The sequence below is a fragment of the Mesorhizobium sp. B2-4-18 genome (assembly GCF_006441385.1).
Taxonomy (GTDB): domain Bacteria; phylum Pseudomonadota; class Alphaproteobacteria; order Rhizobiales; family Rhizobiaceae; genus Mesorhizobium; species Mesorhizobium australicum.
In genome coordinates this window covers 275367-291685 of sequence record NZ_VFUW01000009.1, presented here as the reverse complement: position 1 = coordinate 291685, position 16319 = coordinate 275367, and the positions used below count along the sequence as shown (strand labels likewise).

Here is a 16319-nt window from a genome sequence, read left to right as displayed (position 1 = left end):
GTGCGTGCACGGCTTCAGCGCAGTGGACACTCAACGGGTCGAAGTCCGCTCTTGTTGCTGGTCCTAACGTGGAGGCGGCGGTGAAACGGAGACCAATCGGCCGGTCCGGATTGGAAGTCACCGAAATTTGTTTCGGAACAGCTCCTCTCGGCGGGATGCCGGACACTTACGGCTATAGCGTTGACGAAGCCACGGCCCTTGCGACCATCCGAGCGATTTTCGACGGTCCAGTCAACTTCATGGACACTTCCCGCAACTACGGCCTTGGCCGCAGCGAGGAGCGGATTGGAAGAGTGATCAGGGAGCGCGGAGGGCTACCTCCAGGGTTTGTGCTTTCGACGAAATTAGACCGGGATATGAGTACAGGTCGCTTCGACGCCGGTCGCGCTAGGCAGTCGCTTGAGGAGAGTCTTCTGGCTCTCGGTCTTGATCGCGTTCATATACTGCACCTTCACGATCCTGAGCATTCCGTGGATCTCAACGAGATCACGCGGCCAGGCGGTGCGCTCGATGAATTGTTTGGGATAAAAGAGGAAGGTCTGGCGACCGCCGTGGGGCTGGCAATGGGCCGTCTCGATATCATGTTGCCGATGGTCAAAGACTGGCCCTTTGATGTCCTGCTCAATCACAATCGCTTCACGCTTTTGAACCGATCGGCAGGTCATCTCTTCGAGCTAGCCAATGAAAGAGGGATAGCTGTGTTCAATGCGGCTCCTTACGCTGGCGGCGTCCTGGCAAAGGGCAGTTCGCGGGTGTCTCGGATAACCTATCAAGAGATTGATGAGACAATGCTCGCACCTGTGCGCCAGATCGAGGGGCTGTGCAGAAAGCATTCCCTGGCCCCTGGCGCGGCAGCACTGCAGTTCTCACTAAATGAGCCGCGGATAACCTCGACCGTTGTGGGTGTTTCGAAACCCGAAAGGATCGCCCAGACGCTTGAGTGGGCCACCGCGGCCATCCCTGAACAGACTTGGGAGGATCTTGGGAAGATTGGGTATTCGGTGGATGATCCCGAGGCCCGGCGGATTTACAAGCCGGGCTAGTCTGCGTCATCAAAGGCGCACTGCTAAACGTTTGGCCGCGACCACGAACAGCAAGATCACCCCCCAAGCTGTGAGCGCAAGATGAGGGCTTAGTCCGATGATGTTGAAGCCGCTGGCGATGACTTGAAGAATGATCAGCGCGACGAACAGGCCAGCGATCTTTCCAAAACCGCCATACGGATCGATCCCGCCCAAGATGGCCGCGAGAACCGTTATCAACAAATAGGAATGTGCGATCTCGGCACCGGCCGAATTGAACCGGGCCATCATGACAATGGCCGCAAGCCAGCACAGCAGGGAAGACAGGACATAGACCCAAATTAGCACTCGGCCCGTGTCAACACCCGAATACCTGGTCGCCTCGGGGTTGGATCCGATCATGTGCATGCGGATGCCAAGCGGCGTGCGGGTAAGCAGCACATGAACGACTATAGCCACCATCGTGAACAGCAGGAACGAGGTGGGTACGCCCAGCACGGTTTCGTTGGACACCGCTATCAGAGCCTCGGGAAAGCCCGACACCGTGCGCCCGCGCGTGAAGTAAATACTGATTCCATGAAGGAGCGTCATCGTGCCGAGCGTGACCAGGATGGGGTGAACGCCGGCATACGCGACGAGGAAGCCGGTGATCAGCCCGATCAGCGCGCAAAGCGCCAAGCCTGCCAGCAGGGCAGCTGTCATCCATAGCGCCAGGTCAAGGTCTGCGGCATCCGGCGGCATCAGCGAAGTTAGGATCCAGGCCATCAGCAGGCCTGCCAGATTGGCGGTCGCGATGATTGCCAGATTGATGCCGCCCGAAATCAGCGGAATTGCCATCGCCAGCGAGAGAAGGCCGAGTTCGGGCAGTTGGAACATCATCGCCTGCAGCGTCGCACCGCGCAGGAAGGTGCCCGGTTCCAGGAGCGAAAAGACAGCCATCAATGCCACGAGGAGCACAAACAAGCCGCCCTTGCCTTTGACCGGCTGGCGCAAAAGCGCCATCACACTGGCGAATTGGCTGTTGAGCTGTCGCACCCTTTGCTCCGACATCGGATATCCCCTCAACCGGCCTGGATGCGTTGCCGTCGAGTGGAACGCTTTTCAGCGTATCCGGTCATCACGATCGAGACCAGGATCGCCAAGCCCGTGACAACGCCGAAGAAGTACGAGGAAATACCGAGAAGATTGAGCCCGTTCTGCAGCATGGCCAGGAAGAGCACACCTAGCAGGACACCGGCCATCGATCCCTTTCCGCCGACAAGGCTGGCGCCGCCGAGGATGGCTACGGCAAGCACGTTGAGCTCCTGCCCGGCCATTGCGGTCGGAACCGCCTGGTGAACGCGATAGGCCTGGATGAAGCCGCCGATCGCGGCGAGAAAGCCAAGATAGCCATAGGCAAAGAGCTGGACGCCGAGCACGTTGATGCCAATGCGGCTTGCCGCTTCCGGATTGCCGCCAAAGGCGTAAACCTGCCGGCCGAGCCGTGTGTGCTTCATCAGGAAGTGCGTGAGCAGCACCACCGTCAGCATAACGAGGGTGGGCAGGCCGATCTTGACGACGTCGCCCGAGGCAAGGACCGTCCGGTAGACAACGACAGGCTCGGCCCACCAATCGGGCAGATTGTAGATCTCATGCGCATCGGTGATGTAGATCAGGAGCGCGTAGTAGATGCTCGATGTCGCGATAGTGATGATGATCGAGCCGACGCGCAGAAAATGCACGAGCACCGCGTTCAGCGCGCCAAGTGTGGTACCAAAGGCTGCCGCGATCACCAGCGTTGGAATGACCGACATTTCGTAGGTAGTGGCGAGCGTCGCGGCCAGATATTGGGCGGCCGCCGCCGTGGCCGTGAACGAAATATCGATGCCACCGCAAACCAGGACGACGAAAACGCCGGCTGCGAGGATCGCTATCACCGAATAGGCCTCGACGAGGTTCACAAGGTTCGACGCCGTCAGGAAATGAGGAGACGACGCGGTGAGAATGATGGCCGTCACGATGATGGCCGAGCCAAGGGCGCGTTCTGGCTGCCCGAAGATAGTCGCCAGCAGCCTAGGCATGCACCGCCTCCGAGAGCCGGGCTTCGGCGACCGAGCCGGGCAAGAACTCGCCGACGATGCGGCCCTGTCGCATGTGAAGAACGCGGTCGCTGTTGAAATACACTTCCGGCGCCTCGTCCGAGATCAGCAGGATGCTCATTCCCTCCCGCGCCAGCGACCTTATCAGCGCGTGGATGCCGGCCTTGTTGCGAATGTCCACGCCAATTGTCGGGCCGTCTAGGATGAGCACCTTCGGGTGGGTTGCTAGCCATTTGGCGAGCACGACGCGCTGCTGGTTGCCGCCCGACAGCGTCTGACTTGCCGCCTCGACGCCTGCGGCGCGAATCTTCAATTGCTCGACCCATGATTTCGCCAAGGCTGCCCGGCGGCGGAATGGCACCATGCCGAACCGGTCGCTGAGCGATTTCAGCACGGTGATCGCGATGTTGTCTGCTATCGATTGGCGGAGGTTCACTCCTAGAGCCAGCCGGTCTTCCGAGGCATAGGCGATGCCGGCGGAAATGGCGGCCTTGTTGGAGCGGAGTCGCATGGGCTTGCCGTCGACGAGGATTTCCCCGCGATCGAGTTGGGTCATGCCGAAAAGCGAGAGCGCCAGTTCGGTCCGGCCGGCGCCAAGAAGGCCGATCAGGCCGAGGATCTCACCTTCGCGGATAGTGAAGGATACGTCCTCAAATTCGCCGACACGGGTCGCGCCCCTTACTTCGAGCACCGGCTTTCTTTCGTTGACGGGGCGCGCCGAAACCTTGTTCTCCAGGCTTTCGCCGGTCATCAGCTCGGCGATGCGGTTGTCGTCGATCTCGCGGGCGGGAAAGGTGCCGACCTTCTTCCCATCGCGCAGCACGGTGACACGCTCGGCGATTTCGGTGACCTCTTCCAGCCGGTGGCTGACGAAAACGATGCTGATGCCCTGCGCCTTCAGCCTGCGGACGGTGGCCAGCAGCAGGTCGACCTCGTGGCGCGTCAGCGAGGCGGTCGGCTCATCCATGAACAGGACGCGCGCGTTGGAAGCGATGCCCCGGCATATCGCCACGATCTGCCGCTGCGCGACGGACAGCCTGCCGACCGGCAGATCGAGGGGAAGTTGAGTATCCAGGCGCTCCAGCGCCGCCTTGGCGACCCTGCGCATTTCGGCTCGGGGCGGCAGCTTCAGCGGGGCTGACAATTCCAGCCCGATGCCGATGTTTTCTTCGACCGTGAGGTTCGGAAACAGAGACAGGTCCTGGAATATCACCTGGATGCCGAGCGCCCTCGCTTGCTGCGGCGTCAGCCGGGCATGGGCTGTCCCGTCGATGGTGATCGAGCCTCCGGCATCGGGCGCGTGGACGCCAGAGAGGATCTTGATCAAGGTGGTCTTGCCCGAGCCGTTCTCGCCGACCAGGCAATGCACCTCGCCGGCGGCGATCGACCAGTCAATCGCGTCGAGCGCCCGCGTTCCGCCGAACTGCTTGCTGATCTTGGACAAGGTGAGGAGGCTTGCATCCCCGGCGGCAGGGCTATTCATCAACTGACCTTGTTTCGTCCACTGCTGCATTCTCGAAAGCGAAGAACACAACGTCCCATGCCGCGCCGGAATGGGACGTTGCCGACTGCCCACCGGATGCTGTGGGTTCGCTCTGCCATCTGTCTCGTCAGATCACCTGGGCCCATTTGTCGATGGTCTTGGGATTGAGATCGATCTGCTTGTTGGCCCGGATGACATGGCTCTCGGGTTCGACCTCGCAGGGGCCCATGCCCGGGATGTCGATGCCGTTCTTGATCTCCGTGCCGGCCGCGACCGTCTTGCCGAGCGCGACCATCGCATAACCTGAATCGACCGGGTTCCAAAGGAAACCACGGGTGATGGCGCCCGACTTCATCAGCTTCTGACCCTGGCTCGGGATGAATGGCCCGACGACGATGACGTTGCCTATCTGGTCGCGGTCACTGACGGCATTGCCTGCACCGATCGGCCCGTTCGCGCCGAAGATAAGAAACCCCTTCAGGTCGGGATTTGCCTGCATCTGGTCCATGGCGGTCTTGTAGCTGTCGTCTACGCTGTTGGAGACGCCGAAGCGGTCGCCGACCTGCTGCATCTTGGGATATTTCTGCTTCTGAAGTTCAAGCGCAAAATCAGCCCACAGATTGTGCTGCACCACCGTCAGACCGCCGACGAAGACGACATACTTGCCCTCGCCGCCGATCGCCTCGGCGAAGGCTTCGAGATGCGCCTCGCCAAAGGCCTTGTCCTGGATAAGCTCGATGTCCCAATCGGCATTCTTCTGGCCGGGCGATTCATTCATGATGACCTTGATGCCGGCGCCCTGCGCCCGCTTCAGGACGGGCTCGAGCGCCTTGCCGTCATTCGGCACGACGCCGATCACGTCGACCTTCTTGGCGATCAGGTCCTCGATGGCCCGCACCTGCTCGGCGGGATCGTCAGTCGTCGGATTGATGATCGACGCGTCGACGCCAAGATCCTTGCCGGCCTTGAGAACGCCTTTCTCGACGTTGTCGAACCACGGGATTTTGACCTTGCCTACAATGCCTATCTTGGCTGGTTCGCTGGCTGCCCGGGCCGCGGCAGGCGCCAGAGCCGTTATCACGCCTAAAGCCGTCGCGCTCTTCATGAACGTGCGGCGGGAAATGTCGCGCATGGAAAGTTTCCTCCCATTCCAAAGTGGACAGACCACTTCTAACTTGGGCCTCTCGTAAACGCAAGCGCCCATCGCGTTCCGGTCAGCGTCGCAGCGCCGAAATCCTTGAAAGTGCGGCAACATCGGACTCGATCATCGCGCGGGTGCTCTCCTCGATATGGTCGAGATGCGCCGACATCGCCTCGGCCGCACCCGTGCTGTCGTGATCGGCGATGGCGCGGACTATCCTGGCATGTTCGCCAAGGCTGCGGCGGATGAGGGCAACGTCCTCGGTGGCGCGGCGGCGCACATCGAGCCCCATATTATAGAGCCCGTAGGCAACGCGATCGAGAACCGTGTTGCCGGACATTTGCCAAAGCCTGGCATGAAACTGCGCGTCGAGAATTCTGAAACCCACAGAGTCTGCCAACACGTTCTCATGCGCCACCAGCATGCCGTTGAGCGCCTCGACATCGGCATCGCTCGCATTGAAAGCCGCCTTGCGCGCGATCTCGATTTCGATGATGCGGCGGCTCTCGAATACATCCGCAAGGTTGGAGGGTGTGAGTGACAGGAAGAAGTCGAGCGGCGCAAGCAGGGTTCGCGCATCGAGGCTGGTGATGTAAGCGCCGCCGCCGTGGCGGCTGTCCACCACGCCTAGCGTCGACAGGGCTCGTATCGCCTCGCGCAGACTCGGCCGGCTGATATTGAGGATCTCGATCAGCTCGCGCTCGGAAGGCAGCCGGTCTCCGGAACGCAACATGCCAGTTCGCACTAGGTCGAGAATTCGGTTGACGACCGCCTGGGCAACGCCGGTGTTGGCGGCCTGCAGCGTCTCAGCTATTGGGTGCAGCTTCGTGCCTGCCCGCTTCGAAGGCCTGTCGGAACGTTGTGTCATGAGCTCTCCCATGCCTCAGCGGGCTTGAATTCGCCCCAGCTCGGTATGGGCAGTTGTAGCCCGTTTTTGATCCAGAGAAATCGCCCGTTTATGTGGGCGGCGTTTTCACCCACCAGTCTTTCGATGAGCTCGCTCGCCTTTTCGGGATTGTCGCCACCGGTCCGCTCAACCCACGCCGCCCATTCGTGATAGCGTTCGGCGACAGGTCCGAGATCCGATACGCCGTCGCGGATATCGGCCCACATCTCCGTCTTGACGTCGCCCGGATGGATCACATTCGCCGTTACCCCAGTGCCTTCGAGCTCGGCGGCGAGATGGCGGGTGAACTGATTGAGCGCGGCCTTGCTGGTGCCATAGGCGCTGTTGATCGGCCCCGGCTCATGCAGCGCTGCGGCGGAGGTGATATTGAGAATGCGCCCCCAGCGCTGGCGAACCATTGCTTCGACGAAGGCGCGGCTGGTCAGGTAAGGGCCGACCGTGTTGATCATCACCGTGTTGATCCAGGCCGCCGGATCGGTTTTCCAGATCAACTGGATAGGGCCAAAGATGCCGGCCGCGTTGATCAGGATCGATGGCGATCCGAGGCGGGCTTCGACCTCACTTTTGATCGAGGCGACGGATTCGGCGGATGCCACATCGCCAGGGATGACAATGCCGGATCCGCCCTTAGCTTCAATGTGCTCCAGTGTATCGTTGAGCTGGTCCATGCTTCGCGAAACCAACGCAACCCTTGCGCCGCCTCCGGCAAGCCGCATTGCAGCCAATCTGCCGATACCCCTCCCGGCGCCGGTGATCAACGCAACCTTACCTATCAAGCCTTCCATGCTGTCCTCCAGCGATTGCGCAGAAAGGGATAGCGAAATTGAAGTGGTCTGTCCACTTGGTCATTTCGCATCCCTTACTCGGATTTGGAACGCCGTCGCTTGGAAGAAAGTTGGGGCGGCCGCGGGCGTCCCGGGACCTGCCGACAATTATGGCCCGTTGAAAGCTGCGTCCACCGAAAGGCGAAATGAAGCCATATGCTTCGCGCCCGGCAGAGCCGCTTCTGTGTCTGGCGGCGGTTCGATTCCGATTTCCGGATTCGAACCGGATGCTGCTAAGCTATTAAAAATAAAATTAATCCTGAAAGTTGGCTTTTTATCTTATGAGACGGCGGAAATACACCCGATAGGATCAGATACCAACATAAATACCAACATCGGCATAGCGTCTTAGGTAGCACATATACTTGGCTAAGAAATTACGTCTATCAACAAAACTTTACAACAAGAATAATACAACAATAATACAACAAAGGTTGTTGATGCGCAGAGGCGGCAGATTCGAACCAACTCAATCCGACAGCCTTGCCGGGCTTCCGCATTCTCGATGTCACAAGGGCTGGCAAACACGTCCGTAAAAGAGCGAAGTGAGTAACGGCTCATCTCACCACACGCCTCATAGAAAAATTTTTTCTCAAGCCTCCGTCGAACGCTTTATCTTCCATGGTCGGAGACCGCCCATGGCATTTCGATTCGTACACACCGCCGATATTCATCTCGATTCGCCGCTGCGTTCGCTCGCGTTGCGAAACTCCGAGCTTGCCGAACTCGTCGGCGACGCCAGCCGCCAGGCATTCGTCTCGATAGTGGATCTCTGTCTTGCCGAGCATGTCGATGCGCTGGTTATCGCCGGCGATCTCTATGATGGCGACCAGACGTCGATGAAAACGGCGCGCTTCCTGGCGTCGCAGATGGCGCGCCTGCATCAGGCCGGCATCACAGTTTACAAGATCCGCGGCAATCATGATGCGCTGTCGCGAATATCAAAACAGCTGGTGTTCCCCGACACCGTGACGATCTTCGGCGGTCGGCCCCAATCCGTGCTGCAGAAAGCCGGCGGGCTCGAGGTCATGTTCCATGGCTTGAGCTTTGCCAACGCCAAGGCGCCGGAAAGCCTGCTGCCCAGATATCCGGCCGCCCGCGAGGGGGCCGTCAATGTCGGCATCATGCACACCAGCCTGGCCGGGTCGCCGGGTCACGACGTCTACGCCCCATGCAGTGTCGCCGACCTGCACGGCCACGGTTTCGATTACTGGGCGCTCGGCCACATTCATCTGCGTCAGGTCCATCCCGGAACAAGCACTGTGGTGATGCCGGGAATACCGCAGGGCAGGGACATCAACGAAGCCGGCGCAAAATCCATTACCCTGGTGACCATACGAGACGACCGTTCGATCGAGATCGAGGAAAGGCTGACCAGTGTGGCGCAATTCGAGCGCGCGAGAGTCGACCTGACGGGTACGGTCGAATGGCCTGAGGCCGTCGGGCGTGTCCGTTCGGCGCTCGAAACCATTCGGGCTTCCGTCAGGTCGCCTCATGCCGTTATCCGCCTCAGCCTGACAGGCGCGTCGCCTGTGTCCTGGGCGCTGATCCGCGACCGGGACCTGCTGCTCGCCGAGGCCGAGCAGGCAGCCGAACAGGTGGGCGACACATGGGTTGAAAAGCTGGAGCTTGATGTTGCTCCGATCGGGGCCGGAACGGCCGAGGAGGGCGCGGACCCGATTTTGGAGCTCGCTCAGTCGATGCGTGCCGATGCCGGCTCGCAGGCTTTCCGGGCCGAGGCGAGGGCGTTCGTGCAGAAGATGATTGCAGACCTTCCTGCCGAAGGGCGCGACTTCGCCGGAAAGGACGAGGCCGGGCTGGACCTCTTCCTCGACAAGGCCCTGGCCGGCGGCGCCGACCTGGTCACGGCCCGTCTCAAGGCAGGTGGCGCGCAATGAGGCTTCTGCGCCTTGACCTCATCCGATACGGAAAGTTCACCGACAAGGTGATCGATTTCGGACCCAAGCCGGAATCGGGACCTGACCTCCATATCGTGTTCGGCCTCAACGAGGCCGGCAAGTCGACGGCGCTGTCGGGCTATCTGGATCTGCTGTTCGGCATCGAGGAGCGCAGCCGCTACAATTTCCTGCACGAGTACAGCGCCATGCGCATCGGGGGGTTGCTCGAGCTGGCTGGCACGGAGCATGCCTTCACACGCACCAAACAGCGCAGCAACTCGCTCTTGGACGCCATTGGCCAACCGGTGAGCGAAATGGCGATATCGGCTCACCTGGCCGGCCTGTCGCGCGATGCTTATCAGACCATGTTTTCCCTGGACGACGAAACCCTGGAAGCCGGCGGCAAGTCGATCCTGGAGTCGCGCGGCGATCTCGGCAAGCTGCTGTTTACCGCCAGTGCCGGCCTTGGACATGCCAGCGACACGTTGAGCGCACTCGAAGCCGAAGCCGATGGGCTATACCGGAAACAGGCGCATGGTACCGAGCTTGCGCTGCTCAAGAAGCGTCTTGCCGAGCTGAAATCAAGCAGGGATCAGATCGACACTTTGGCCTCGGCCTATGAGAGCCTGGAGGCCGAACGTCGTGAGGCGGCGCAACAATATGATCGAACCATCGCCGAGCGATCGCTGCTGTCGGCCAGGGTTGGCACCATTGCCAAGTACCTGCGCGTCGGTCCGATCCTAGCCGACGTCCGACGCAAGGCCGCCCGGCTGGCCGAGCTGCCCGACATGGCTTCACCGGCGCGGACCTGGACCGGCAGTGCTGCCGGACTGATCGATGACGATGCCAGCCTGAGAACGCGGCTGTCGGCAAATATCGATGAGGTCGAGCGACTGAAAACAAAGATTGCCGCGGTCGATGTCGACGAGGCGATCCTCGGCATCTCCGAGCGCATCCGCGGCCTGGCGGAAAGCAAGGTGCGCCACGTCTCGGCGGGCCTGGACCTTCCCAATCGCAGGATAGACCTGCAAATCCTCGACAATGCGGTTGCGGCCTCGCTTGCCGCGCTCGGACGGTCTTCAGAGACCGATCCCACCGCACTGCTGTTGCCGGCCGCTACTATAGGGGCTGTTCGCGCCATGGTCGAGCAACGGTCCGGGATCGCCACTGCTGCACGCGTTGCCCGTGATGAGGCCACAGCCGCCCTCGATGCGCTGCAGGCGGCGCAAGATCGCGTTGGCGAGGAGCGGGCAGTGCCCGAGCCGGCCAGGGCCAGGCTGAACGCGGCCCTGGCGAAGGCGAGGGCGAGCGGCCACCTCGGTGACATGAAGGCGGCACGCGAGGCGCAGGACGCTGGCGAGGTCAAATGGGAGAGCGCCCTCGGCGGTTTGCATGCGTGGTCTGGCGACGCGCAGGCGTTGGCCTGCATCGCCGTTCCGAGCGCCAGACAGGTTGGCGTCTGGAAAACGCTTGCCGCGCAGCTTGGTAAGAACAAAGCCGTCCTGTCCGAACGTCTCGCCGAACTCCAGGCCAACCACGAAACGCTAGCGGCGCGTCTAAGCGCGCTTCGCGCCTCGGTCGATGTCGCCGACGATGAGGTGGCCGCCGCCAGCCGGCGTAGCCGCAACGAAGCGTGGACAAGGCATCGTGCGGCGCTGAGCGGCGAAACAGCCGACGCCTTCGCCGCGGCGTTGGAACGCGACGACGACGTCAATGCAGGCAGGCTGGCTGGCGCGGGCGCGCTCGCCGATATTCGAGCCATAACGCACGGCCTTGCGGAAGCCGCGGCCGATATCGCGCGTATCGGCGACAAGCTTGCGCGAGTCGACATGGAGGTCAACGCCGCATCGTCGCAGATGCGCGCGGCAGCCAGCGGCCTGCTTGGAGAACGTGTGGAGGCATCGCTCGAGGACCTGATCGAACTGATCGAGCGTCGCACTTCGGCTCGCGCTGATGCGCTCGCCGCCTGGCAGGAGATCGAACTGGCCGCCAAGAAGGTCGGCCGGGCGAGCGAAGACGAGGCACGGCTGAGGCTGGACCTCGCCACGGCGCTGGAGAGCGTCGGCATTGGTTCGGATCCTGGCGACAGTCTTGAGACGATCATGGGCGTTGCTGAGTTGTTTCTGGACCGGCAACGCAAGGTGGACGCCAGACATGCCGAGGCGCTCAAGACAGTCGCCGCCAGACAGGAAGAGCTGGCCACCCGGCGCCGGGCAGTTGGCGTGGCCGAGCGCCGTGAAGAAGAATGGCTGGCCGGCATTGTCGAGGCACTGAGAGGCACCTGGCTTGAGAACGGGCTGTCCGCAACGGGCGTCGGCACCGTTCTCGACCAGCTGACTGAGCTGGCCAGGAACCTTCAGGAACGCGACGCGATGCAACTGCGCATCGACAAGATGCAGGCCGACCGGGATAATTTCGTGGTCGAGGGCGCCGCGGCAGCAACTGAAGCCGGCGAGCCGGCAAATGGCGAAGACGCCGAGCAGCTGGCGATCCGGCTGGGCGAGCGCTTGGCGGATGCCGATCGCGCGCGCGAGGCGAAAGCAAATCTCGCTGCGGATCTGCAGCGCCTCCTCGACGGCCGTGAGCTCCTTGACGCCGAGATCTCGGTACACGAGCGCCGCAAGAACGAGGTGCTGAGCGCCTTTGGCGTTACGACGCTTGCCGAAGTGGTGGAACGCGACGAGCAGTTGCGTGAGCGGGACCGTCTACACGCGACAGTCACCGAACTGGAGGACCAGCTGGCGGCCGAACTCGGCGTTCAGACATTCGAGCAGGCGCGCTCGATCCTCGATGCGCTCGATTTCGGAGGCATAGCGATTGAGAAAGCGGAAGGGGAGCAACGGATTCAGCTCCTTGACGAAGCAATCCAGCAGCAGCTGATCCGGCAGACGCGTGCCGCCGACAAGCTCGATGCCATTGGCGGCGACAGCGCCGTCGCCCGAATAGACGCCGAACGACGCACGATCCTGCTGGAAATAGAAGACAGGGCGGTCCGCTACATCGAATTGAAGCTGGGCGTGATGTCCGCCGGAAATGCCTTGCGCGCCTACCGCGAGCGCCATCGCTCCGGGATGATGGCGCGGGCTTCCGATGCATTCGCGCTGATGACGCGCGGGCGCTACTCGGGGCTGACGACCCAACCGGTGAAAGGTGGCGAAGTCCTAATCGCCTTGCAAAGCGACGGGCAGTCGAAAGTGACCGAGGCGCTTTCGAAGGGCGCCCGTTTTCAGCTCTACCTGGCGCTCAGGCTTGCCGGCTATTACGAATTCGCGCAGTTTCGCCCCTCGGTCCCCTTCATCGCCGACGACATCATGGAGACGTTCGACCACGTCCGCTCAGAGGAGGTTTTCAGGTTGTTTGGTCAAATGGCGGATGCCGGCCAGGTGATCTACCTCACACACCACCAGCATCTGTGCGAGATAGCCAAGACGGTGGTGCCGGGCGTGATGATCCACGAACTCGGATAGCATCGACCTGTGCCAAAGGCGGACTTGTGCCTGCGATGTTGTGGCTTGCACCACGGCTCGGCCGAGATCTGCTTAGCTAAGGGCAACACAGAGACCAATAAGCTCGGCGGTGTTGCATCGGTTCGGCATGAGTGAGACATGGAACTTCGGCCCATCGGCGAGCTTCCAGATAGTCTGCTATGGGCGATGGCTCTCATTGAGCTTGAGGTCAGGGCCGAGGCACGCAAGATTGGGTTGAAGCGGACAGGTGTTTCATTGCCCTCCTTCACCAGCAATACGGGGAGAACGAGATGCGGAATCTTATGCTGGTCTTCGCGGCACTTGCCTTGGCCGCATGCCAATCACCTCAAGAAGTTCGGCAATCCGTCGCTGTTGAACCAGCATCGAGTCCGGCTGTTCTGCCTGCGGCAACGATGGTTCAATCGCCGACAATCACTCCTCCTGGAAAGGACGTGCCGGCAAAGTATGCCGCCTTTTCGGGCAGTTGGGTTGGCATGTTGGAGAGCACATCTGAAGGAAGGCTCGATGTTCAGTCCGTTTCCTCAAACGGGAAGGTGACCGTCAACTACGCATGGGGCGTCCTGGACGATAACAATCCAGGTGAGGCTGCCGGCACAGGAAAGATCGTAGGGAATGCGTTGAGGCTTGGCCGTCTTCCGAATGGCGCGGACGTCAGTTTTCAGATGCTGCCCGATGGAACCCTGGCCGAAACATTCGCGCTTGCCGGTAAGACCTATACCGGCGTGTTGACCAAGCAATGATTAGTCATTCTCGTCGCTATCCGGCGTGAAGCGCACGGTGACGGCCGATGACGCTTGGTGGCGGCCACCCGGAGCCAGCAAGGCCCATAAGGCTTGCCTTCCGAGGGAGCCTTCACCGGACGGCCATTGGCGGCACACGAGACCCATGTGGGAGGTTGGGGCTGCTCTTCAGCTTCAATCTCTAGTCCAATCGCTTGGTTTGCCAAGCAGCATCGAATAGCGCGGCTCCATCCATTTCGATTCTATCGACAAGGACCCGCGCTTGCTCGGTGTCGATGCCGGTTTCCCGGGACAGGAGCATGACCCGAAAACGCTTTTCTTCGGATGGAATAGGAAGGCCGGGCCGACCGCCTTCGGAGGACTCGACAGCCCTCCGCCTCGCTGGCTGTCCAGCTTTGAGCTTCGGAATGTCGTTCTCTGCCGGGGAGGTGGCCTGCTGGACGATCATCGCGTTATCGCAGACCAAGAAAGCTCAGGATTGCGATGACCACGACTACCGCTCCGATGATCCAAATCAATCTGTTCATGTCGTTTCCTTGCGTAAATAATTAACTACATCACCCTCGTTATCAACGAGATCGTGCCCACACTTGACGCTGAATGCGGTGATAGAGACGGGGGCGAGCAACCGCCGCCTCAGTCAATACTGCTGTTCAGTTGGAATCTCCCGCCATCGTAGCGACAACATTCCCAAGCGAGGCTGGTTCCAGGCGCTTTCGAGAGTGGGACCTTTTCGTCTGTCGATTCAGACTTAAGTCCGATCACAAGGGACCTCAGCGGGAATGTGATGTCCTCAGGCCTGATCCTAAATCGCCTCAGCCGTGCTTGTCGGCCCTTTGCAGTTCTTTGCGGCGCCTTGTTGGCAACCCGGTTCAGCCCCTGGCCTTGCGGCCGTCGAGCATACGATGGCGCAGCGGGAGGGGCCTCCTGCACGACCAGGTTCAATAACTTGGCGTCGTTAAGAACCTGGCCTCATTATGCATCGGCGCGTCTTGTCGCCATGCCGATCATTGCCGGCGTGGGGATCGCAATCAAGGCGCTGGAAGCTCTCGCCGCCGGGCGTCCGATCGTCGCGTCGCCACTTGGCTTTCGTGGGCTTCCTCCGGATTTCCAGCCCCTGCGCCGAAGCCGACATCCGATGCTTTTGAATTCGCCGCGGCAATCGATCGGCTGCTCAGCGATGAGCAAGCGCGTGACGAGGCGCTTCAGTCCACGCGGAAAGCTAACCAGGCTCTTGGGATGAGAGAGCGCTTCGAATCTCAGATGGCGCAAGCTGTCGAGCGCCTCGCGAATTGTGCGATCGGCTAAGGCCTTTTCCACGCCTCGCAATCGCATCGCCAGGCAAAGCCCAGTCTTGTCGCTGGTCGCCAATAGGGCAGTCACAAGTCAGCGCGCGCAGACCGGTTGTCTTTATAGGAAGGCTCTGCAACAATTGCATCTGCGCCAGTTTCCGCGATCACCGTGTGAAGCTGTAGAAGGCCAGGGACGACACGGCGAGTGTCTGAGCGTAACCGCTCGGGATCGTGGCTCACTCCAGGTGGGTTCCCCAACGTCCGGCCCGCAGCGCACCGCTGCCCCTGCCGGACCGATCCGCGGGAGGCCTTTGGCATGCCAAAAATCCACTCTGATTTCGCCGCCAGCTACAGCGAATTGACGCTCTGGGAATTGGCGGATCCAGCAGCGACGGTAGAGGCTGCGGTCGAACTCTACGGCCCGGACGCGGCGACCGCCGCGGCATGGTGCGCGCTGACTGCGAACTTCGACGGGCGCGAGGAGGACTATCGCTTCTGGTGCACGGTCTTCTCAAAACTGGGCAACAGACTCCAGTCTTGAACTCTGTTTGAGAACGAATGTCCCCGTTCCGACACAGTCGATGTGCAACGTCCCCGAGCCGCCTCACTGGAGGCGAGACAGGTGGCGGACAGGCCTGAATACTTAATGCACGAACAACATGTTTCCGGCGCTTAACGCCATTTCATCTAACTTTAGTACAGCGCCGGGAGTGACTGCGCTATCCTTCACCGACGCCGAGCCCGGAGGAAGAATGTCTTTCATCCGATTTCGGCCGGAGCAGATCCAAAGCCGGCATGCGAGGAAATTCATTTCACAGGAATGTCGGCCACGATGATCGCTTCTGGTGCCAATCTGTTCAGGTCGACGGGAAGAATGACGGGACAAGAGCACAGTGGGAACACGGCCACCCAGCGCGACCCGTTCAGGGGCGTTGAGCGGGTTTCGCCAACCGCTTCGGACGTCGGCCGCGCCAAAATCGGGAATCCTGCCATCGGGATGGCACGTTGCATCGCACGCCACCGGCGCCTCGTGGCCGCCGTTGAGAGGTTCTCCCGGAAACGGTGCGCCAGCCGTTTCAGCCTGCTGTCGGCTGCCGCCTGGCTGGCTCTGGTCGTAAGCCGGCCTCTTGAACGATCTGCGTGGCGCCGACTGGTCCAGCGCAAGCCTGTTGAAAGCTGCGAGGCCGAGCAGAAAATTCTTTATCTGATTGCTGCAATCCTGGCGCGGAAGACGCATTTGCGACCTGCGGAGGTCGACGAAGTCAAAGCCAGTGTCATGGAATTCCAGTCGGGCATTGCTGATTTACTGCGGAGAAAAGACCCGTGACTCTCTGATGTGATCCAGAGGCCGTACTCATCGCGTCAGTGGCCGTTCGACTGTGCCCGGTGGGTGGGCGTCACATCTAGAGCGGCGACTTTGGCTGTTGCGAACTTGCGAGGGCTCGG

15 protein-coding genes are annotated in these 16319 nt (G+C 61.0%); 7 read left to right on the top strand and 8 right to left on the bottom strand.

Features of this window, described 5'->3' with window-relative positions; genetic code table 11:
* Window positions 1-80: 80 nt before the first annotated feature.
* Window positions 81-1043, top strand: a complete 963-nt coding sequence (locus FJ527_RS22365) for an aldo/keto reductase (protein WP_246677774.1) — start codon at window positions 81-83, stop codon at window positions 1041-1043.
* A gap of 9 nt (window positions 1044-1052) precedes the next feature.
* Here the strand turns inward: FJ527_RS22365 and FJ527_RS22360 are convergent, their stop codons facing one another.
* The 6 genes from FJ527_RS22360 to FJ527_RS22335 all read right to left on the bottom strand — a co-directional run bounded on the left by FJ527_RS22360 (window position 1053) and on the right by FJ527_RS22335 (window position 7347).
* Window positions 1053-2072: an ABC transporter permease gene (locus FJ527_RS22360; RefSeq protein WP_140661265.1), complete on the bottom strand. Its 1020-nt coding sequence runs from the start codon at window positions 2070-2072 to the stop codon at window positions 1053-1055.
* Window positions 2073-2083: 11 nt separating this feature from the next.
* Window positions 2084-3082: an ABC transporter permease gene (locus tag FJ527_RS22355; protein WP_140620364.1), complete on the bottom strand. Its 999-nt coding sequence runs from the start codon at window positions 3080-3082 to the stop codon at window positions 2084-2086.
* Window positions 3075-4583, bottom strand: coding sequence for a sugar ABC transporter ATP-binding protein (locus FJ527_RS22350; RefSeq protein WP_140620366.1), 1509 nt, complete (start codon window positions 4581-4583; stop codon window positions 3075-3077). The genes FJ527_RS22355 and FJ527_RS22350 overlap by 8 nt, the downstream gene beginning before the upstream one ends.
* 127 nt (window positions 4584-4710) lie before the next feature.
* A complete protein-coding gene (locus FJ527_RS22345; RefSeq protein WP_246677773.1) occupies window positions 4711-5715 on the bottom strand; it encodes a substrate-binding domain-containing protein in 1005 nt (334 codons plus the stop codon).
* An 82-nt stretch (window positions 5716-5797) separates the two neighbouring features.
* Entirely contained in the window at window positions 5798-6592 is a 795-nt protein-coding gene (locus tag FJ527_RS22340) for a FadR/GntR family transcriptional regulator (RefSeq protein ID WP_181166440.1), read from the bottom strand.
* Entirely contained in the window at window positions 6589-7347 is a 759-nt protein-coding gene (locus FJ527_RS22335; RefSeq protein WP_246677778.1) for an SDR family oxidoreductase, read from the bottom strand. The genes FJ527_RS22340 and FJ527_RS22335 overlap by 4 nt, the downstream gene beginning before the upstream one ends.
* Between FJ527_RS22335 and FJ527_RS29395 the strand changes: the two genes are divergently transcribed.
* The 4 genes from FJ527_RS29395 (at window position 7298) to FJ527_RS22320 (ending at window position 13581) form a co-directional block, all read left to right on the top strand.
* Window positions 7298-7807 carry a hypothetical protein gene (locus FJ527_RS29395; RefSeq protein ID WP_181166445.1) on the top strand — a complete coding sequence of 170 codons (510 nt, stop codon included), beginning with the start codon at window positions 7298-7300 and terminating at the stop codon, window positions 7805-7807. The two genes, FJ527_RS22335 and FJ527_RS29395, sit on opposite strands and share 50 nt — an antisense overlap.
* A gap of 286 nt (window positions 7808-8093) precedes the next feature.
* Window positions 8094-9353, top strand: coding sequence for a DNA repair exonuclease (locus FJ527_RS22330; RefSeq protein WP_140620371.1), 1260 nt, complete (start codon window positions 8094-8096; stop codon window positions 9351-9353).
* Window positions 9350-12820 carry an AAA family ATPase gene (locus tag FJ527_RS22325; RefSeq protein ID WP_140620373.1) on the top strand — a complete coding sequence of 1157 codons (3471 nt, stop codon included), beginning with the start codon at window positions 9350-9352 and terminating at the stop codon, window positions 12818-12820. The genes FJ527_RS22330 and FJ527_RS22325 overlap by 4 nt, the downstream gene beginning before the upstream one ends.
* A gap of 290 nt (window positions 12821-13110) precedes the next feature.
* Window positions 13111-13581 (top strand): hypothetical protein, encoded by a 471-nt coding sequence (locus FJ527_RS22320; protein ID WP_140620375.1) that lies wholly within the window; start codon window positions 13111-13113, stop codon window positions 13579-13581.
* A 181-nt stretch (window positions 13582-13762) separates the two neighbouring features.
* Here the strand turns inward: FJ527_RS22320 and FJ527_RS22315 are convergent, their stop codons facing one another.
* Together FJ527_RS22315 and FJ527_RS29710 are read right to left on the bottom strand one after the other, a co-directional pair.
* Entirely contained in the window at window positions 13763-14029 is a 267-nt protein-coding gene (locus tag FJ527_RS22315) for a hypothetical protein (RefSeq protein ID WP_140620377.1), read from the bottom strand.
* Window positions 14030-14556: 527 nt separating this feature from the next.
* Window positions 14557-14952 (bottom strand): hypothetical protein, encoded by a 396-nt coding sequence (locus FJ527_RS29710; protein ID WP_246677772.1) that lies wholly within the window; start codon window positions 14950-14952, stop codon window positions 14557-14559.
* 237 nt (window positions 14953-15189) lie between these two features.
* Between FJ527_RS29710 and FJ527_RS22305 the strand changes: the two genes are divergently transcribed.
* Together FJ527_RS22305 and FJ527_RS22300 are read left to right on the top strand one after the other, a co-directional pair.
* Window positions 15190-15414 (top strand): hypothetical protein, encoded by a 225-nt coding sequence (locus tag FJ527_RS22305; protein WP_224682167.1) that lies wholly within the window; start codon window positions 15190-15192, stop codon window positions 15412-15414.
* 291 nt (window positions 15415-15705) lie between these two features.
* Complete coding sequence (locus tag FJ527_RS22300) at window positions 15706-16200, top strand: hypothetical protein (RefSeq protein ID WP_140620381.1); 495 nt, start codon at window positions 15706-15708, stop codon at window positions 16198-16200.
* Window positions 16201-16319 lie beyond the last annotated feature (119 nt).